Source organism: Glaciimonas sp. Gout2 (genome assembly GCF_035018905.1).
In the GTDB taxonomy this organism is placed as follows: domain Bacteria; phylum Pseudomonadota; class Gammaproteobacteria; order Burkholderiales; family Burkholderiaceae_D; genus Glaciimonas.
Genome location: NZ_JASJXA010000001.1, coordinates 434,991 through 452,001, shown reverse-complemented (window position 1 = coordinate 452,001; position 17,011 = coordinate 434,991). Strand labels below are relative to the sequence as shown.

Genomic DNA, 17,011 nt, shown 5'->3' with positions numbered 1-17,011 from the left:
GCTTTAGTCTCCGTGAGCGCCCCACAAGGGATGTTCATTTGCTATTTTCTTACGGCAAGTATATTTATAAAATTTAATCTGCCTGTATAAAATGCGGGTCGAGCATTTGGACGTAATGTTCGCGCTTTTTTCAATCGGGGTTTGGCGTGATTGGTTCATGTCTTATCTCGGCTGCGCTTTTTAAGCGCCCGCCGCTGACACGTGCAATCCCGGCTAAATCCTGCCAACTTTGTATCGCTTCAAACGGCAGCGTCTGCAATAACGCGATGACGGCTTCGGCCTGATCATAGCCGTGCTCCATGAGCAACCATCCGCCTTGATTTAAATGGTCCGACGCATTGTTAGCGATGATGCGCAAGGCGCTTAGTCCATCTGCATGATCGGTAAGTGCGTTAAGCGGTTCAAAGCGCAGATCGCCTTGCGAGAGATGGCGGTCGCCCTCAACAATATAAGGCGGATTTGCGACGATCATGTCAAAACGCTGAGGCGTTGATTTGCCTAGTGCATCTGATGTATTTAGGGCCGCGTACCAGTCGCTATGTACCAGATTGAATTTGTCGGCACGTAAAGCCAAATGGCGCGCAGCATTGCGGCGTGCGACCGCTAACGCTTCGATGCTGACATCAACTGCCGTGACCTGCACATGCGGGCGCGTAGCCGCAATAGCGATAGCAATAGCGCCAGAACCGGTGCCGAGATCTAAGACGGTTTGAGGCGTGATGTTCTGACTTGGTTGTGCATCGGTCAGGCGTTCTAACGCCAGCTCTACCAACAATTCGGTGTCTGGGCGGGGAATCAAAACGTCTGGCGTCACTTCCAGCATGAGTCCAAAAAATTCCCGTTCACCGAGAATGTAAGCAATCGGCTCGCCCTCCATGCGGCGACGGAACAGCTGCGTTAAAAGCGCCGCTTGCTGAGCGTCGACGCTACGCTGATCTTGTGTGATCAGTTGTGTGCGGGTAAGACCTAGCGCGTGCATGATCAGCAGGCGATTCTCGAGCGGTTCCAGTGGCGCGGTTTTAAGAATCCCCGCAACGCTGAAACCGTGCTCGATAGCGAATGCCGTTTGGGATGATGCTGACGGCGTCGTTTGTTGCTTATCAGTCATTCAAAATCGCCGTGGTTAGTGCGTTTGAGCAAAACTTTACCCAATATGACAGTCAATACGACAAACCAGAACAACGACCATTGCGGAATGGATAAACCGAGAATTGCATCGTAAGAAGCCGAGCATAAGGCCCAGGCGTCGACTTTAAAGACGGATGGCAACAGGATGGCGGTCGGCAATGCGTTTAACGGGGCTTCCAGCGCGTCACGACCACAAGTCGTTGCAGGGTGCGCAATAACCCACAGATGCCAGCCCGCGGTTGCAGCACCACCAAGACCCGCGATCATGCCGATCGCCGCACTGGCTTTACGAATACTGTCGGGCATGCTGGCCGAAACCAGACAAATCAATGCGATGATCGCAAAGGCGTAACGCTGGATCACACAAAGAGGGCACGGCTGCATGTCTTTAACATGTTGCAAATAGAGGGCGGCGCCGATCAGTGCAAGGGCGATAAAAGCGACGGCTAGCAAAATGTGTTTAGATGATTTCATTTTTTTATTGAGGATGGTTAATGTCGATCAACGCATTACAGGCGTGGTGTGTTCGTAGCGTATTGCTTTGAAACCTTGAAGCGGTGATACAACCCAATTTAATATTCATACTCAGACTTGGAACTCTACAGCGGCATTTGGTTGCATTTTGTCATGCATCAGTATAAATCAGCTTACCTTAAAGGTGACTCTAAAAACCTTAACGAGCGGATTTTTCACCCCGCCGGGCAACGCCGGATTGCAGCGTCCTACGAAGAAGTGAATTCGACTGATCGGAGGCTGCGCCTCCGACATGCCAGCTTGGTTTGAGTGTTTGTTTTATCGTTCGTCAGCCAGGGCGGCCAGCAATTCAGCCTGATGTTCGGCTGCCAGCGCATTGCTTAATTCTTCAAGATCGCCATCCATGATGTGGTCGAGTTTGTATAACGTCAGGTTGATACGGTGATCCGTCATGCGTCCTTGCGGAAAATTGTAAGTGCGTATCCGCTCGCTACGATCCCCGGAGCCGATCAGCGATTTGCGGGTTGCGGCTTCTTTCGATTGTTGTTCGCGCAACTGGCCATCTTTGATGCGAGCGGCCAGGACTTTTAGCGCGGACGCCTTATTTTTGTGCTGGCTACGATCATCCTGACATTCGACCACGATTCCGGTGGGGAGATGCGTGATACGGACCGCCGAGTCGGTCTTGTTAATATGCTGACCACCGGCACCGGATGCGCGATAGGTATCGATACGGATATCTGCCGGATTGATCGCGATGTCTGCAACTTCATCTGCTTCCGGCATGATCGCTACGGTACAAGCGGAGGTGTGAATTCGGCCCTGCGTTTCTGTGGTTGGTACGCGTTGCACACGATGCCCGCCTGACTCAAATTTCAGTTTGGAGTAAGCGCCAAATCCAACCAGGCGCACGATTACCTCTTTGTAACCGCCGACTTCGGAATCCGATGCCGATACCATTTCGATCTGCCAGCGATTGCGTTCTGCAAAACGCGTGTACATGCGCAATAAATCTCCCGCAAAGAGAGCTGACTCATCGCCGCCGGTACCTGCCCGAATTTCCAGAAAGATATTGCGTTCGTCGTTAGGGTCTTTTGGCAGCAACATTTTTTGTAAATCTGCTTCCAGTTGCTCCATGCGAGATTTGGCGCTATTGATTTCTTCTTGCGCAAATTCGCGCATGTCAGGGTCCGACAGCATGCCCATGCCGGTCTGGACATCAGCATCGGCTTGCGTATAGCTTAAATACAGAGCAACTAACGGCCCCAACTCCGCGTGTTCACGCGACAGCTTACGATAGCTGTCCATGTTGGAAGTCGCTTCTTCCTGATTTAACAGATCGTTAACCTCGACCAGTCGATTCGACAATTGGTCAAGCTTGGCAAGCATTGATGGCTTCATAGCGTACTTTGGTGGCTTGCAACGAGGGAATCGCTGCGGATGGTGAGCAAAAAAGATATCGTGCAAAAACAGGATGTGCCGACTCAATATGCTGAGTGGCAGACGATAGCGGATGGCTTCGCTAACGCTTGCTGCGGAATAGTTGTGGCAGCAGGACTGCGAGGCGAGCACGTTCGTCGCCTTGTGCATTGTGCAGCGCTTGTTGTGGTCCGTGCAGAAATTTGGCAGCGAGACCTTTAGACAGTGCCTCAAGAACGGTATCGATGTCCTCACCTTTGGCGAGCATCTTGCGTGCCCGTTCCAACTCCAGCATTCGCATTAACTCACTGCTTTCATGCAGATCCTGAATCACAGGGACAACAGCGCGCGTGTCGATCCAGTGCATGAAGGATTGCACGCGGGTTTCGATAATGGCTTCGGCTTGCGATACAGCGGCCAGACGACTTTCCATACCGGTCTGGACGACGGAGGCCAGATCATCCACCGTGTATAAAAATACGTCGTCAAGGCGACCAACTTCACTTTCGATATCACGCGGTACGGCCAGATCGAGCATAAACATCGGTTTGTGGCGACGCGCTTTGACCGCGCGTTCCACCATGCCTAAACCGATAATCGGCAGCGACGACGCAGTACATGAAATAATGATGTCGTAGTTGCCTAACTGATCTGGCAAGTCGGCCAGGCGTAGCGCTTGACCGCTAAAGCGATGCGCCAATATTTCAGCACGGTCAAGCGTACGATTTGCCACGGTCAGAGTTTTTGGATTCTGCGCGGCAAAATGCGTGGCGCATAATTCAATCATTTCTCCAGCACCGATAAACAGCACGTTCTGACCTGAAATGGCGTCGAAAATCCGTTCCGACATGCGTACAGCAGCGGCAGCCATTGAGACGCTGTGCGCGCCTATTTGGGTAGTGCTGCGAACCTCTTTTGCGACAGCAAAAGTGCGTTGAAATAATTGATGTAAATAAGTCCCAAGGCCACCGACGGCTTCCGCATGGCGCACAGCATCCTTCATCTGACCGAGGATTTGCGGTTCGCCCAGCACCATTGAATCCAATCCGGAGGCGACGCGAAAAGCGTGACGTGCCGCGTGGTCATGCGGCAATGTATACAAATGCGGACGCAGATCAGCGTATGAAAGCTTGTGATAATGCGCCAGAAAATGCGCGGTGGAATCAATTGCCGTATCAATGTTGCGGGCTTCGTTCGTCCCGATTACGCTGCCGGACAGGTCACTTGCGGCATATAACTCGGTACGATTGCACGTCGATAAAATCGCTGCTTCGTCTGTGACACCGGACGCGCTGTTGTCACTAAACCATGCACGCGCCGCCGTAACTGCCTGACCAATCTGGTCAGCAGGGAAAGCCACCTGTTCGCGCAATGAAACGGGCGCGGTGGTGTGGTTAAGTCCGACGGCTAGCAAGTGCATTTTGGTAACAACTCAAGAGGAAAGAAGGGGACTCTTTATAGCTCGACATTATACCCCGCAGCGTGGCTGTTGAGATTAAGTGCGCATTTCTTGATGGAATGATAATAATATACAAGAATTGATTGCCAACGAACATGGGACGCTCCCGGCAAATTAAGCCCCGAAATGTTTTTTGGCGCAACAAAATATCCCTTTAGTCAGACTGTCGACAAGGGCAAGATAATGGTAAATGTGGTGCCTTCGCCAACAACACTGCAACAAGATAACGTGCCGAAATGGCGTTCGATCACTGTTTTGACGAATACAAGGCCAAGCCCTACGCCGTCTGTTTTAGGTTGGTCAGGAATGTTGACGCGCTGAAAACGTTGAAATAATTTTGCCTGATCGGCGGCCGCAATGCCATAGCCTTGATCCTGCACCTGGCAAATGACGTGCAAAGGTGTGCCGTCGGATCCCTTTTCTACACTGTAGAGCAGGCTACACGTGATGGTCGTTCCTGCGGAACTGTAGTTGACCGCGTTAGAAATCAGATTGCACAAGGCGCGCGCCATCAAGGAGCGGTCAATTTTAGTAATAAATTCGCCCTCCGCGATCTTTGTAATCAAGGTGATTTTTTTGTTATTGGCTAGTGTCCACATTTCGTCGCTAGCATCCAAAACAACGTCTTGAAAGTCGACTTCTTCAAGCCGATAAGACTCTGATTCAGCGCGTGCCAGTTGGACAAAGTTATCGGCCAGTCCCAAGGTTTTGCGGGAGGCGCGCTCGATTCTGGAGAAAAATTCCTCTTGAGGTAACGCTGAAGACGGGTCACTTTGTAGTTCCAATAACGCTAAAATTGATGCTTGTGGTGCACGCATATCGTGCGATAAAAAGCGTAACGTTTCATCCCGGCTGCGCTCTGCGGCACGAATACTGGAGATGTCCACGATACTGACAATCCAGCCGCTAAGAATCTGTCTGGCCGAATAGCAGGGCGCACTCTTGATTAATAAATCGCGTCCTTTTTGGTCTTGAACGGAAGTGCCATTTGCGAGAGCGGGCTGATACTGGATGTCAAGCAAATCGGGCCACGAGAACGGATGATGCGGCGCGGTTTCAAATGACGGTGGTGATGCGATGTAAGAAAACAATGGCGGCAGGTTTGCGCCGTAAATGTTATGGATGTTCAATGTTGCGAAGTAATCATTGGCCACCCGATTGACGACAACGATGCGACCATCAATAGTGGTGATCAATGTTGCGTCCGGCAAACTATCGAGATTGTCAGAAATGAACTGGCGTAAGTCGCGCACCCTGCGCGCCGCGGTGCGCATCGCGTTGATACGCTGTTCGAGTACGTCTTCACCTTGATAAAGTACGTTGCCGGGAAGGATTGCTTCGGGTAATAAATGCGGCTCCTGATCTAGCAGCATAAATTCTTGTCCGAGGTAGGAAATAGCTGCTTCCAAACGACACCAACTCCACAGCGGATAGGTTAGCCCCGTACCTATCAGGGCTGCACTGGGTGCGACCCACAATCCATGGGTGAACATGAAGTAGCTGGCCGCGACGGTGGTCGCCATCAGTACGGCGGTCAGGAATAAGGAAAAGCGAGGGGTGAGCAGCAAGTAACTGAATAACGCGAGCAATACCGGGAGTATGCTCAATAAGGTAGTCTGGAGGGTTGGCGCGATGTTTATGGATCTGTGGTCCAGCAAACTGGCTAAAATATTGGCGTTGATCTCGATACCCGGCATGACCCCCGATGTTCCCGAAACAGGTGTGGGAAAAGCGTCCGCCATGCCGACCGCCGTGGCGCCTATCAAGACGTATTTATCTTTAAAAAAATCTTTTGGCACCTCGCCTTTGAGGACCGAAACATAAGGAACCGAGCGAAATAGTCCAGAGCCGCCCGCGTAAGGAATATGCATTTGATAGTCGCGTTGCCATTGTCCCGCCGCCACCGTGGGGCCGTTTGCATCCGTCGATCCTTTTAAGTTGTTGTCGACGCTGCTGTCCTTGCCAAGGGGATCAAGAGGATGATTGTCATGCCGGCCTGCGCTTAGATGCGCACCAGGCAATTCGCCGCGAGAATCGGTCACCGCTTGCCCGCCAATGTCAGCTAAAGCCAGCGCAAAGTGTGACCACCAAATGCCATTTTGGCCCTCTTTTAGAAATACGCTGCGTGCCACCCCATCTTTATCAAGCTCCAGATCAATATGACCAATGGCGCGTGTAGTGTGCAGAAATTCCGGGATGGGCAACAGGCTTGTGACGCCACTTCCCATCATCGCCGTGACCATCGGCAACACGACCTTATTGCTGGCCTGTAAAGCCTGCGATAGTGCTGCGTCATTATTGGGTGAGGTGGCAGTCGTGAGCGCTTCAGGCTCCGTCATGATCACGTCCAGACCAATTGCTTTTGGTCTGGCCTGCATGATCGTGTTGATAAGCTGCGCATGCAGAGTGCGCTGCCATGGCCAACGTCCAAGTTGGGAAATACTGTAATCGTCAATTCCGACAATAATAATGTCATCGCGCGCGGGACGCGAATTGAAGCGCATAAATTGGTCATAAAGCGGAAGATCAAGTTGCATCAAACCGTTTTGATAGCCGAGCGCCGCAGTGAGCGAGAGTAATGCGATGGTGAGCGCCAGCCATTGACGTAACGCTACCCGTTTAACATTGCTAATGAAGGCACTGCTGGTCGGTTCGACCATTCTATGCTCCGAAATGGGTGGTTTCCGTTGGTGGCGTTTTAAAAGCCAGTTGGCGTGATACCACCTGTATTGATGAGCGGTGCACCGTCACTGGTTCTCCACAATCCGCCAATGACGATTTTTTGGGCTTCAGAAAACTCGCCAGTGTAGCCATCAGAATCAATCGCCTTGACGCGCACAAAGTAAATCCCGTTAGGCGGATTTGCGATCGAAATTTCCGGAGCTGTTGATTCTTGCGTCAAAAAAAGCGCCGTAAACGCAGCATCACGGGCTATTTCAATCACAAATGTTTGACCGGATTCCCCGTGCCACCTAAAAGCCAGTGTGCTGCCGGCTGGTTCAATTTTTGGTAGTTCCAATGGCGCCATCAGGGTAACCGCCTGCGCATCGCCGAAAGGACCCTGATCATCTTTGCCGTCTCGTGTCACCACGGTTGCGACGTGCCAGAAATAAGGACCAAGTGCCAATTTTGGTGGACTGAATTGCGCGGATGTCAGGGTCGCATCATCGCTGACCAGTTGTGTGAACTGGTCATCGGAGGCGATCTGGATATGATAATGAATGGCGTCGGGGACTTCGGACCAGCTTAAGGATGGATTGGCAATTCGCGCCTTTCCTTTTGGACCGATAGGAAAAGGAGGTTCCGGGCGGGCTTTGAGTTTGAATGCGGTGATGGATGGATAACCTTCGAGACCCTGATTGTCGATGGCGGTCACGCGTGCAAAATAGTTGCTGTCGATCAGCCCATCAAGTCTGATTTCAACGGTATCAGACTCTATTTCGGACAACGTATTCTGGAACGCCTGATCGGTCGCAATCTGTGCCCGATAGCGCCGCGCACCCTGCAATGGATCCACGGTAAGGCGCACGGTTGGTCGTTGCTGTAAAGCAGAGTTTCCCGTAAGCGTTGGCTCTGGAAGCAATGGCACTGCCTTGCTTACTGCTTGCGCATCGGTTATTGATCCTTGTCCAGCCTGTAAGGGCAATCCCGCAGGGCGATTGTTTTTGGCTACGGCAACGGCGCCATGCAACACCTCAGTTGCCATCTTGTTATCGCTGACATTGACCCTGAAATTGGTGCCACGAACGCCAGCAACGGCAAGTGGTGAGCGGACCTCAAAGCGTCCTTTATTTTCTTTCAGCGGGGATACCTGAGAATCAACGCGTCCACGTACAAGCGTAATCTCCGTAACCGGGCTTTGTGTGAACCGGGCGCTTCTTAAGTGGCTGAGTTTTATCTGACTGTTGGAGGGCAAAGCTACTCGTGAGTTGTCTGCAAGCGCCAGCGTGATAAAACTGTTGGGGCCAGTTTCAATGCGCGCACCCTCCTGAAGCGTTGTGTCAATTGCCAGGGGAATATCTTTTCCGTCGGCGGTATTTGCGCTAATAGCCCCCGAGAAAGCAACTATTCTTGCGCTAGCGGGAATTTGTTCCAGCAATGCGACAGGAATAAGGATCGGTGTTCCGATGGGAATGGTGCGTTCATTAGGAATTTTGTTGATCTTTTGGAGCGCAACCCAGTTACGACTCGTGGTCGTCAGGTACTCGGCAATCGTACTTAGCGTATCGCCTTTGCGTGCCCGATACGTGATGGTGGAGGGCGCAACACTGAATGAGTCAGCGTCTAATTTTATCGATGGAGCAGCAAAAACCGGTAAATAGGGGCCCGTTAATAACAACAATAAACTGCCTCGCCATAATTGCTCAAAATTCGTCTTTTGATCCGTCTTTTTTTTGGGGTTCCTGCTGTACGTCGGGTGTTCGATGTAATGCTGCATTTTTTCTCCGACGACCGTTTTACGCGTGATTTGCGCATTCGCGCATTATTCCGACAGTTGTTCCAAACGATATCCGTAGCTATACACAGGTGCAAGTCGAAAACCGTTTTCTGGTCGTAATTGTAGCTTACTGCGAACCCGTGAAACGTGCGTATCCATCGTGCGCGAGGGAATGTCGATGTCACGCGACCACACTGCTTCGAGAATGTATGCACGCGATAGCGGACGACCCATGTTGCGGAAAAAAAGCAGCGCTAAATCGAATTCTTTTTGCGTAATTTCAATTGGCACGCTACTGACGGTCAGGCGTGCAGCGCGGGTTTCGAATATGTAGTGTCCGAACGTAATTTCCTCGCTCGCATTTTGAATGGGATAAGCGCGACGTAATAATGCTTGTACCCGCGCCACCAGTTCACCACGGCGGATAGGTTTGATCATGTAGTCGTCAGCACCAGCCGCGAGTCCGGCCACAATGTCATCCTCGCCAGAGCGACTGGTCATGAACAACACCGGCAGTTCGGGCGGCAATTTCTCTCGCACCCAGTGCAAGACTTCGGACCCACTGAGATCGGGCACTTGCCAATCGAGGATGAGCATGTCGTAGCTCTCTCGTCGCAACTGGCTCAAGATTTCTTTGCCGCTTTGAAAAGGATGGCAAACATGGCCGCTAGCGGTCAGGACTTGGCAAACCAGATCGGTTTGGCTCAAATCATCGTCAAGGACAGCAATTCTCATAGTTTTCTATTATTGGCTTAGTGTTAATTATTGTAAGCCAGTTAGAGCCGATAGCTTGGCCAGTATCCTGACTGCCGATGAAATAGCGAGTGTCCCTGCGTTTTCCCTAGTCTCAAGCTTCGCTGTTGTTGAGGTGTCGTCGGTAATGAGTTTATGTTAACACTTATCACTCTTTGATAGATGCTCTATATGAACATTTTTGTAGTGTACGTGTGGCATTGTGTACGTTTTCCACAGCTGCACTAACGCCATTATAGTAGAAATGTGAAATACTGAAAATTAACGCGTTACAATATTAACTCTATCGCAACATTATTCTGGGAGGTGACCTGAAGCGATATTTTTGGGGCGCTAAACTTGAGCAAAGCACGCAACTTACGAGATCAATAGTGAGGAAATAGCGGACGCGACAGGCGTCCGCAGGTAAAGACTTTGCAGAGCGCTACTTGTAAAAGTAGATGGACTCAAATATCAGGCAGCACAACATTAACATCTAATATTTCCAGGTCACCTTGGCGATCCAGTGAAATTTTGATATCGCTGGCATTGACTTTTGTGTACTTGGAAATAACTTCAATTAATTCTTTATGGAGTGCCGGTAAAAAATCAGGACCTTGGCGACCGCTACGCTCACGTGCAATGATAATTTGCAGGCGCTCCTTAGCGGCAGATGCGCTTTTCGGTTGCTTGGTGAACAAGAACGAGAGTAGAGCCATATTACTTCCCTCCAAAGAGGCGCGAGAGCAAGCCCGGTTTTTGATAGTTGGCAAAGCGCAACGGCACGTCTTCGCCAAGGAAGCGGGAGACCACATCCTCGTAAGCCATAGCGACATCGCTACCCTTTACGTGGATGGCCGGGTTGCCTTGATTTGATGCGTGTAGCACCGCTTCTGACTCAGGAATAATACCGATCAAAGGAATGCGCAAAATATCCTGCACATCGGTATGAGATAACATCTCACCCGCTTCAACGCGCTTAGGTGAGTAGCGGGTAATGAGCAGATGTTCCTTGACTGGTTCTCCGCCATTTTGAGCGCGGCGCGACTTGGCCTGAATGATCCCCAAAATCCGGTCTGAATCACGCACCGACGATACTTCGGGATTGGTCACGATGACGGCTTCATCGGCGAAGGTCAGCGCCATTACCGCACCGCGTTCAATACCCGCTGGCGAGTCGCATACAATAAATTCAAAATCCATTTTTGCCAGATCGTTCAATACACGTTCAACGCCTTCTTCGGTCAGCGCGTCTTTGTCTCTGGTTTGTGATGCTGGAAGAATAAACAAGTTATCGCAATGTTTGTCTTTAATTAAGGCCTGATTAAGTGTTGCTTCGTTGTTAACTACATTGATCAGGTCATATACTACGCGTCGTTCGCAGCCCATGATCAGATCAAGATTGCGTAGGCCAACATCAAAATCCAGGACAGCAGTTTTATGACCGCGCATGGCCAGGCCTGAGGCAAAGCTGGCGCTGGATGTCGTCTTGCCGACGCCCCCTTTACCAGATGTTACAACGATGATTTTTGCCACGAAAACTCCTATTTTTTTAAGAATTAAAACTATGATCTGGAAGGCGAATTAAGTGATATCACATCAATTCGGTCGCCGTTAAGCTGAATTTGTGCCGCCTGTCCCTTCAATTCTGCAGGAAACCCATGTTCAAAGGTCCGATATACACCCGCTATCGATACCAGTTCAGGCTCCATCGCAGTGGCGAAAATACGTGCTTTGGTATCGCCGCTGGCACCCGCTAGCGCCCGGCCGCGCAAGGGCGCATAAACATGGATACTGCCATCTGCAATGATTTCGGCACCGTTATTGACCATCGCTGTAATGATCAGGTCGGAGCCACGGGCATAAATGCGTTGACCGGCGCGCACTGGCGTGTCGACGATCATGGGTTGCTGGAGTGGTGTAGCCGCCGATGTGGCTAGCGTCGCCGGAGGCTGGGATACCACCACCTCTGGGGCGTTTATAGTCAGCACCTCAGTCGGTTGGACAGCGGGGGCATTGGGTTCTGCTCTGGGCGCGATGACGGTATCAATACTGAGGCCATTCGCGATAATCGCAGGATGAATGGTATCCGGCGCATTGCGTACTGCAACTGCATTAAGTTGATACGTTTTCAGCAGTTTGACGAGGGCGCTCCATTCAATGTAGTCATTTGACTCGCCCAAAGCTGCGATGTCGATTACGGCAAATTCATTGTCAAAAAAGTCCGCATTGCCGCCGGTCATCTCTTTTAATGCGTCATCTAAAACGGCAAGATCCACGTCATGAAGAATGACTGAAACTGCTACCACCGTTGCTATCTTTATTTCAATTGGCTTGCGTGTCTTATTTTTGGGCATAAAGCAACAGATTGAATAAGCGAACCACAGTGCAACCAGAGGCCGCTAACGACTCGCAAATAGGGTTAGGAATCAGTTTGGCATGCATAAAAATAACGTATCCAAAAAAACTTGGAATGAACGATCTTACCAAATCTCCGCCCGATAGCAAAAAAAAGCTACGTCGGCGGTTGCCTCGCGACACATAAGTGGTAAACCCGCGACAAATCGAAGAAAAGCGCCGAACCTCAGATAATGTCCCGGTTATTGAAAGAAAATGAAAGATAAGGACCGTTTTATAGCCAACACAGGAAGCGTTTGTTGGCTATTTAACGGGGCAATGGCTCACGCCTTTTTATTTCTTGTAGCCGTTGCCTGTTTTGATAGAAAGCGGCAAGCAATGGCGATTTTGTTATGAATAGCGTCTATGCGTAGATTAACGAACTTATCGAACGCAGGTCAACTGCGGTTTAGGCGCAGTTCTAATTGCGTAATCACGCGCTGCAAATTCGCTTCCTGGTCTTTAGGAACAGTCAAAAACCGGCACCCGAAGTGATAAACCGGATCATTAAACGTTTGGCTATTATGAATAAAGGTGATTTGTATATCCAAAGTCATTTTTCCCAAATCATGAAAGTCGAACGTGGCGTCTGTTAGGTTCATAGCAATAGCAAGCTCACCGATACTGGCATCGGTCGAGCGAAGTCGAACCCCCGATGGTGACAAGTCGACAATGTAGAACGACATCCGGCGTTGATCCGGCAAGGTGGCGGTACAAATATAGGGATTATTCGTCGGTGTCTCTACGCGGAAGTGTTCGCGTCGTTGGATGCGATACAGACTTTCCGGTAATTGCGACTTAAATGCTGGCAGGCCGTCATAAAGCTGGGGTTCGGGATGGCCGCAAACAAACTGGATATGCGCACCGGATTGCAAGCTCGAAAACAGATTTTCTCCAGACTCCTGATGCTGTTGATTTTCAGCATCACTGCCGCTGTAATCGTAGAAAAAAGAACCTGTCGTTTCATCGACTGCCAAAATACGCGTGATGATGCGTGATCCTGATCTGCCGAAGGAAATACTTAGGGGGTCTTTTTGGTGCGCGAGTTGGCGCAGTACGTACACGACTTCTTTCGGATGGATGACCCGAAAATCGTCCAATGCGGCGAGTGATGCCGCCAATGTTGGCGAAGGAGGGAGATCAGTGCTTGTTTCCGATACTGGACTGGTGTTTTTCATATCTTTCCAATGTGTATCAAAACTCGCTTTTAAATGCGAGAAGCAGAAAAAGAGAGCAATTGTCACAAATATTACCTACTTTATGGCAGCTTGAGACAGTTTTTTGCGGGCAAGTATTTAATCTACGCCATAGCCATCAAACTTGCCAGGCATCATCTCTGTAAATAACGCACTCGTCGAGGGTGACCGTGTTCGTCACCGCAAAGACGTCAATATGGTATCTGGCATCGGCGCGCTTAATTGCCGCTTTATTGTAGACCCCATGCTTAGCGCCCAGCGATAAATGTATGCCGCACATCCTCTCATAAGTGCCAATATCGCTCACCATACGGTTTTGCGAAAATGCACGATTCATACCAAAACCAAGTTCACGCAGCCAGACTTCGCCTTCGGACGCGCGGATGTTTGCCAGCACCTGATCAAACTCAGGCGTGGAATCAATGGCCTCCGTCACGCGGCCTTTGACGATCACCAGCGTGATCGGCGTAGCGGGTTTGTTGACGTGAAATTGCGTGTCGCCGAAAACAAAAATACGTACGCGGCCATTGACTGCTTCCAGGTCTTGCGCTTCGGTAAAAACCTCACCAATAGGAAACTGACCGCCGACATTTTTCATGCCGCTATAGTCACCAATGTTGAGTTTTGCAGATTCAAATGGCGAGTCAAAAACCAGGATTTCGCCGCCGCTATCGATGACGCCGATGCTCGCGCTATCAATGCGCGCCTTCAGTGCGACCCCAACGTCGCGATAGTACGTCGGGTCATAGGCCAATGCGTCGATGTAATACAGCGCTTCTGGTCCGGTCATGCGCGAAAGATGAGGATGTTCTATCACCTTTAATGCGCGTTTAAAAAGTTCAACGCGCAGTCGAAACGCTTCAAGCCTAAAGTTGGTGGATTGAATCAATATCACCAAATCGTTCGGCGCAAGGGGTGTAAAAGAGGCAAGCACTACTTCGGGCGTTACTGCGTCGAAGTCGATAAAGGTGGCAGTTGGAAGGCATCGCCGATACGCTTGCGTCAACGCTACTGAGAGAGTAGAGCGGGTATCAAACACCACTAACGCAGCCTGCGCTGGACTGTGTTCGATCGCTATCGATAATACGTCGCGGAGATGGTTTGCTGCCTTACCGACAACCGTCTCGGTAATAAGGTCGCAGACTGGTTCGGAAAGTGTTGCGCTCGGAGTGGAGGTCATTGTCATTTCATCGCATCAAAAATAGTAAAAACGTCACGCGGCCCGGCTTTTCGGGTGTAGCGACGTTTTCTATTGGAGACACATTTTAATCGACAACCACATCAGTGCACGAATAACGTAAGGATGAATGCCAAGACTAGATACAGCGCGAAGTCTGAGACTTCATGCTGTCATTTTAAATGACAAAAAAACCATGCGTCCCATCAAGCGCTAATTGATCCACTAAGCCATACTCCCAATCGAGATAGGCTTGCATGGCAGCGGCTGGATTGTCGGTACCTTCATAAGGACGACGGTAGCGATCTATTCGCGGCGATGCCAGCGCTGATTCACCAGATTCTTGGGGAAGCCCGGCTGCAATCCACGCGGATGTGCCACCTTCTAGCAGCCACACCGGCGTCGTTGTTAACGCTTGCAGGTCTTTGAGGATATAGCGTGCCAGCAAACTCGTGCCGCAAGTGAGTACATAGCGACATGCTGGCGGAACGTTATCCAGCGCGGCGGCGAGTTGCGAGCGGAGTGCAAACCAAGCCCCGGGAATGTGGTGTTTGACATAATTGGCGCTGCTGGTGAAATCAAGGATGACCGTTTCGCCCTCGGCGGCGTTGCTTGGCAGGTCATTTTCCAACCAAGCCGCAAGCCCTTGCGCTGTCACACTGTTTGCGGTTGGTACAGGCGGCAGAAAGGCTTGATCGTTATCGGCGTTCGTACCCTGTTGCGTGAAGTCTTGCGGTCCAGCACCATCAATGACGAACACTTCCCATCCCATTTGCGCTAACCAGGATGCGGTCATATTGGCGCGCACGCCGTCATCATCGGACAGGACGATACGCGCACCGCGCACCGGCGCAGCGTGATCGGTTTCTTGCACGAGCTGCCCACCCGGAGCAGAGCGAAAGTCGGGAAGGTGACCGGCTGCGTATTCCTCGGGCGTGCGCACGTCGAAGCGATAAGTCGTCCGCGTGTTGTCTTTTTTCCATTCTATTAATGTTTGGGACTCGTCTTGTAACGATACTCTTGATACGCGCGCCTTATCAGCCACTTTGCGCGCTGCACGTTGCGCCTGCGCGTGATCCTCAGGCGATAGCGAACCAAAGTCGGCAAATTGGCGAGTTTTGCGGGTATCCAGCGTTTGACCGGCCAGCGTCCAGCCTATCGTGCCGTTGCGTAGTGCAGAAACCGGGTTAGGAATACCCGCATTGACCAGAGATTGTGTGCCGATGATGCTGCGCGTGCGTCCAGCGCAATTAACGATGACGCGGGTTTCGGGGCGCGGCGCAAGCTGTTGCACGCGTAATACTAATTCTGCGCCAGGTACGCTGATGCCAGTGGGAATACTCATCGTGTTGTATTCATCAAACCGACGCGCATCCAGAACCACCACATCCGCATTGGCATTCAATAGCGCCTGCACTTCTGGCGCCGACAGCGAAGGGGTGTGACGTTGTACGTCAACCAGTTCGCCGAAGGCTTTGCTCGGCGCATTCACATCGCGGAAGATTTCACCACCGGCGCTGCGCCAGCCAGCCAAACCGCCATCCAGCAACTTGATGTTGCTATAGCCAAGTTGCTGTAAACGCTGCGCAGCATTTCTCGCAAGGCCTTCGCCATCGTCATACACGACAATCAACGTATCAAGCCGCGGTATGCGTGCGGCACTATCCAACTCAATTCGAGACAGTGACATATTGGCAGCAAATAGCGGATGAGCTTCTGCGAACGGCGCCTCTTCCCGCACATCCAGCAATGCGATTTCCTTGCGCTGCAATAATGCTGTGCGGCATTGTTGATAAGAGATCGTCTCAAAAATTGGTTGAGAAGAACTGACATCAACAGAGTGTGGGACGTTTGGCGTGTTCGTGGAAGGGGATGGCGTCAGGCGGGTCATGGATCGTTGGGATGAATTTATTTAAATGGTTATTGAGTTTTGTTGCATTTTGTTGGATTCAGCAGAGCGATCCCAAATATTGGGTAATAGTGTGTTGGAATAGCCCGAAATAAACTGTTTGGTGCCGCCATCTTCCGTGTAGACCGAGCGTTGCACAGCGCCGATGTTCGCACCATAAACATGGATGCTGATGGATGGCCGGTCGATGAACGCATTCTGTACTTTATGGATATCGCCGATCGTGGGCGAGACGGCCTCGACATCTCCCGGCAATAGATGGGTTGGCGCGCCAACGGGGGTGAAGCGACCATCCCGATCTTTATCTGGCTGATAGCTTTGCGAATATTCAGCGCCCCGCAACATGCCGATCAATCCCCATACGGTATGATCATGAATTGGTGTGGCTTGTCCGGGACCCCAGACAAAGCTCACAATCGAAAAGCGCTCACGCGAATCTACGTGGAGCAAAAATTGTTGATATCGTTCTGGATTTGGAAGCGCGAATGCAGGCGGTAGCCAGTCGTCGACAGCGATAAGCTGTCGCAACAACGCGCCGCCATCGCGCAAAATCTCGGCCTCCGAGGGTCTGCGGTCAAGCAATTCCGCCAGTTCCCCGATAAAACCCCGCAGACGGGCTACGTTCGGCGCGTTATTTTTTCCGATATTTATTGAGTTTGAAAGTGGAGACATGCTGACACGC

Annotated in this window: 14 protein-coding genes; all 14 read right to left on the bottom strand. The window is 51.0% G+C overall.

The annotated features are described in order from the left end of the window. Positions 1-130 precede the first annotated feature (130 nt). Entirely contained in the window at positions 131-1,108 is a 978-nt protein-coding gene (gene prmC, locus QN379_RS02050; RefSeq protein WP_323505853.1) for a peptide chain release factor N(5)-glutamine methyltransferase, read from the bottom strand. After that, positions 1,105-1,602: a disulfide bond formation protein B gene (locus tag QN379_RS02045; RefSeq protein ID WP_323505852.1), complete on the bottom strand. Its 498-nt coding sequence runs from the start codon at positions 1,600-1,602 to the stop codon at positions 1,105-1,107. The genes prmC and QN379_RS02045 overlap by 4 nt, the downstream gene beginning before the upstream one ends. Before the next feature lie 318 nt (positions 1,603-1,920). Then, positions 1,921-3,003, bottom strand: a complete 1,083-nt coding sequence (gene prfA, locus QN379_RS02040) for a peptide chain release factor 1 (protein WP_322235405.1) — start codon at positions 3,001-3,003, stop codon at positions 1,921-1,923. A 121-nt stretch (positions 3,004-3,124) separates the two neighbouring features. Continuing rightward, the gene (hemA, locus tag QN379_RS02035) at positions 3,125-4,441 is read right to left on the bottom strand and encodes a glutamyl-tRNA reductase (RefSeq protein ID WP_322235408.1); all 1,317 of its coding nucleotides are present in this window, start codon (positions 4,439-4,441) and stop codon (positions 3,125-3,127) included. Positions 4,442-4,638: 197 nt separating this feature from the next. Then, positions 4,639-7,140 carry a CHASE2 domain-containing protein gene (locus QN379_RS02030; RefSeq protein WP_323505851.1) on the bottom strand — a complete coding sequence of 834 codons (2,502 nt, stop codon included), beginning with the start codon at positions 7,138-7,140 and terminating at the stop codon, positions 4,639-4,641. 38 nt (positions 7,141-7,178) lie between these two features. Then, positions 7,179-8,918, bottom strand: coding sequence for a FecR domain-containing protein (locus tag QN379_RS02025; protein WP_323505850.1), 1,740 nt, complete (start codon positions 8,916-8,918; stop codon positions 7,179-7,181). Positions 8,919-8,963: 45 nt separating this feature from the next. Next, the gene (locus tag QN379_RS02020; protein ID WP_322235416.1) at positions 8,964-9,653 is read right to left on the bottom strand and encodes a response regulator transcription factor; all 690 of its coding nucleotides are present in this window, start codon (positions 9,651-9,653) and stop codon (positions 8,964-8,966) included. 464 nt (positions 9,654-10,117) lie between these two features. Further along, a complete protein-coding gene (gene minE, locus QN379_RS02015; protein ID WP_322235418.1) occupies positions 10,118-10,369 on the bottom strand; it encodes a cell division topological specificity factor MinE in 252 nt (83 codons plus the stop codon). A 1-nt stretch (position 10,370) separates the two neighbouring features. Further along, entirely contained in the window at positions 10,371-11,186 is an 816-nt protein-coding gene (minD, locus tag QN379_RS02010; protein WP_205322277.1) for a septum site-determining protein MinD, read from the bottom strand. A 29-nt stretch (positions 11,187-11,215) separates the two neighbouring features. Further along, the gene (gene minC, locus QN379_RS02005) at positions 11,216-12,007 is read right to left on the bottom strand and encodes a septum site-determining protein MinC (RefSeq protein ID WP_322235421.1); all 792 of its coding nucleotides are present in this window, start codon (positions 12,005-12,007) and stop codon (positions 11,216-11,218) included. 438 nt (positions 12,008-12,445) lie between these two features. Next, positions 12,446-13,225, bottom strand: a complete 780-nt coding sequence (locus QN379_RS02000) for a flagellar brake protein (RefSeq protein ID WP_322235424.1) — start codon at positions 13,223-13,225, stop codon at positions 12,446-12,448. A 136-nt stretch (positions 13,226-13,361) separates the two neighbouring features. Beyond that, positions 13,362-14,429 carry a hypothetical protein gene (locus QN379_RS01995; RefSeq protein ID WP_322235426.1) on the bottom strand — a complete coding sequence of 356 codons (1,068 nt, stop codon included), beginning with the start codon at positions 14,427-14,429 and terminating at the stop codon, positions 13,362-13,364. A 169-nt stretch (positions 14,430-14,598) separates the two neighbouring features. Continuing rightward, positions 14,599-16,311, bottom strand: coding sequence for a rhodanese homology domain-containing protein (locus tag QN379_RS01990; protein ID WP_323505849.1), 1,713 nt, complete (start codon positions 16,309-16,311; stop codon positions 14,599-14,601). Positions 16,312-16,332: 21 nt separating this feature from the next. Then, the gene (locus QN379_RS01985) at positions 16,333-17,001 is read right to left on the bottom strand and encodes a cysteine dioxygenase (RefSeq protein ID WP_322235431.1); all 669 of its coding nucleotides are present in this window, start codon (positions 16,999-17,001) and stop codon (positions 16,333-16,335) included. Positions 17,002-17,011 lie beyond the last annotated feature (10 nt).